Here is a 3,079-nt window from a genome sequence, read left to right as displayed (position 1 = left end):
TTGCTGCCCTTCGACTCCACCCAGGGTGATCGCAAAAGGATACCGCTTCCATCCCGTTTAGGTACAAAGGCTTATGCTGATGAACCTGGTTTTTCCTGCATGTTGCTAAACAGCGAAAATAGGAGTAATGTTGTGGCCACCTAAACCCGACTGGAACGTAAAGCTTGGAACGAGGTACGAGTGAGGACTTGATTAAAGGCGGGATTGTAGAAACCGAAAATGCTGCTGTAACTGCTTTCCACAAAAAGGATAAGCTTAAAAAGCAATTTATTAGAAAGTCGTCATCTCGACCGAAGCACCGCGGAGTGGAGAGATCTTTAAACTATGTTATTGAAATCAAATTTAAAGATTCTCCTCCAAAGTAGTTCCTTTGGAACACTATGGTCGAAATGACGATACTTCTGATCGACCCAACTCTTTTTATCAGTGCCTCCATGAGAAACAATTATTTAGGACTATTAATGTTTTTTTGCTTTTTTTCTCCGATTTTTTTAACGCTAAACGTAAAGTAGTGCTGATAGAGGTAACTGAAAAGTGCCATTAAAACCGATACCAGTATTCTCGAGAGCATCGCTAAAGTTGGATAATCTCTTAAAAGTTCCAACAAAAACTTCAATAAAACATAATTGGCCAGTATGTTAATGAATTGAAGGTTTAAAAACCTAAAAAGCTGAACCCTCCCTTTTAATTCGCTATGGGTAAATATCACATACTTATTAAGCAAAAAACTGGTTGGAATAGCAACGGCATAATCGACCAATAGCGATGCGGTTTCTCTCTGTAGTACAATTACCCCAAAATCTACTTCTTCGGTTTTAAAAATGAAAAAGTAAGCAAAATAATAACTTAAGATTCCTAACAGCAAAGTACCGCCACCAGTGGCCAGATACCTAAAATTGTGTAAAGAAATAAATTTTTTAAAAGGAGGGTGAAAAAAATCTATTACGGCTAAAATTATTTTGCGCATTACTTAAAACTGTTCGTTGTTATTATTGGGCTTCACCAAATGCATAAGCGGTCGTCATCCTGAATTTATTTCAGGATCTTTCCTGCGATAAAGATGCTGAAACGAGTTCAGCAGGACGTGGTGGCCTTGAAATATGCATTTATCGTGCACCCTTTGTTGTTGGGCGCAATTTACAATTAAATTTTTATTGCCACAGAAATAAGATTATTTATGCAATTTACTCGTTATTGGAGTAATATGTAGGTTGTGCAACAAAATCGATTACTGCGCACCAGGTATAAGAGGGGTGGGGCTGTATGCTTACGCCAACGGTATTGAGCTTGTATTTTTGATCAAGTAAATTAAAGCGGTGGCCAAGAGAAGGTACGCCACAATCTAACAACAAATGGCAAACAATATCTAAACTGTTCGAGTAACCGAAATCGATATTTTCGCTCATAGCTTTATTGGCGAAATACCTGGATAATCGTTTCGAAAATTTATCTCCGTTACTACTTTCGTGCGTATCGAGATTATTCCTGTTCAAATCCTGTGCATGGCTCCTGCTTAATGATGTTAATTTATCATCAGGATAAAATAGCTGCAGGTTTTTTACGCCACGCAAATGTTTAAGTAAAGAAGTGTAGTAGGAATTATTTCGGGTAATCCTGAGCTCATTGTAATTTCTGTACTTCCGCACTTTAGCATTGTAGTTATTGATATAGTCTTCTAAAAACGTATAATAAAACTTTTCGCCATCTAGGCGGATCAAGTTCATATACATCACAATGTTTTTTTCTTCGTTATTTAAATAAGAAGTATTTGCTGCGGTATTCGCTTTGCGGAATTCGGCATCAGTCCATTTTTGAGCATTAACCTGGCTGGAAAAAAATAAGAGCAAAAGGGCAGGTACAAGTATTTTAAACATAGGATGATTTTCATGGATAACGTCTTTTAATTTTTTTTATTTCTCGTTTTTTAAAATAATATCGCGTAAGCAATTAGTTACAGCCTTTACCTGATAAGGCAAAGTGAATATGCGTAATTTTAGTTTTAGAAAACGATGATGAAAGGAATATTAATATTAGGCTGTTTATTAAATTTTGCGGTTTCCTTAAAGGCGCAGGTTGATACGGCAGCAATTAGAACAGTTTCGAATCATATAAAGAAAGAATTTGCCCCAGATAAACGGTCTGTTTATTTTAATATTCAATTTAAAGGAGATACTGTTTTTGCAGAAAGTACCTCGGCGCAAGTGCTCGAGGCACTAAATAACCAAAGTAAAGATTTTAAGGGTTTCGTTAAAATAAATACACTCCTTCCTTCAAACAGTTTAGCTGGGATGGAATATGGATTAGCCAATCTTTCGGTCTGTAACAATAGAGCAGCCCCTCAAAATGCGGCAGAAATGATGACGCAGATGATTTTGGGCACACCTGTGCAAGTATTAAAGAAACAAGGCGGTTATTATTTGGTACGTACACCTGATGGTTACCTTTCATGGACTGATGCTACCGCTGTAAGTATTATGGATAAGACGGCCTTTGAGGAGTGGAAAAAATCAAAACGGATTATTTTTACTTCCGACTTTGGTCATGCTTTTAGCAAAGCAGATATGAACTCCTCACGGGTTTCCGATTTAGTAAATGGCAATATCTTAGTATTAACTGGCGAAGAAAAAGCTTATTATCAAGTTGTTTTTCCCGATAAACGGACGGGCTACATTAAAAAAACTGATGCCAAATTGTTTTCAGATTGGCTGAAAAAACCTAATCCAAATGCGGAAGCTATTTTAACAACTGCAAAAACATTAATTGGCGTGCCCTATCTTTGGGGTGGCACATCTATCAAAGGGGTAGATTGTAGTGGTTTTACCAAAACAAGCTATTTCCTGAATGGAATCATTATTCCGAGAGACGCCTCGCAACAAGCTTTGGTTGGAGAAGATATACCTGTTTTAGAAGGAGATTCGATTAGCCTCACTAAGTGCCTTAAAAATTTAAAAGCAGGGGATCTATTGTTTTTTGCCGCGGCAAAATTGAAAGGCACATCCGGAGGAAGAATAACACATACTGCTATTTATATGGGCGATGGCGAGTTTATTCAATCAGCTGGAATGGTTAGGATTAACAG

The 3,079-nt window shown here is 37.3% G+C and carries 3 protein-coding genes; 1 reads left to right on the top strand and 2 read right to left on the bottom strand.

Annotated features, from left to right (window positions below; all coding sequences use genetic code 11):
- Positions 1 to 445: 445 nt before the first annotated feature.
- Both AC1DPQ_RS22875 and AC1DPQ_RS22870 read right to left on the bottom strand, forming a co-directional pair.
- The gene (locus tag AC1DPQ_RS22875; protein ID WP_477610976.1) at positions 446 to 967 is read right to left on the bottom strand and encodes a GtrA family protein; all 522 of its coding nucleotides are present in this window, start codon (positions 965 to 967) and stop codon (positions 446 to 448) included.
- Between the two features lie 217 nt (positions 968 to 1,184).
- On the bottom strand, positions 1,185 to 1,874 hold the full coding sequence (locus tag AC1DPQ_RS22870; protein ID WP_477610975.1) for a CAP domain-containing protein: 690 nt from the start codon (positions 1,872 to 1,874) through the stop codon (positions 1,185 to 1,187).
- A gap of 138 nt (positions 1,875 to 2,012) precedes the next feature.
- Here AC1DPQ_RS22870 and AC1DPQ_RS22865 point away from each other — a divergent pair.
- On the top strand, positions 2,013 to 3,079 hold a 1,067-nt coding region (locus tag AC1DPQ_RS22865), incomplete at its 3' end, for a C40 family peptidase (protein WP_477610974.1).

This window comes from Pedobacter sp. 01T416_2, from assembly GCF_056398925.1.
The sequence above is the reverse complement of the archived record's forward strand: the minus strand, read 5'-3'. Positions and strand labels throughout refer to the sequence as shown.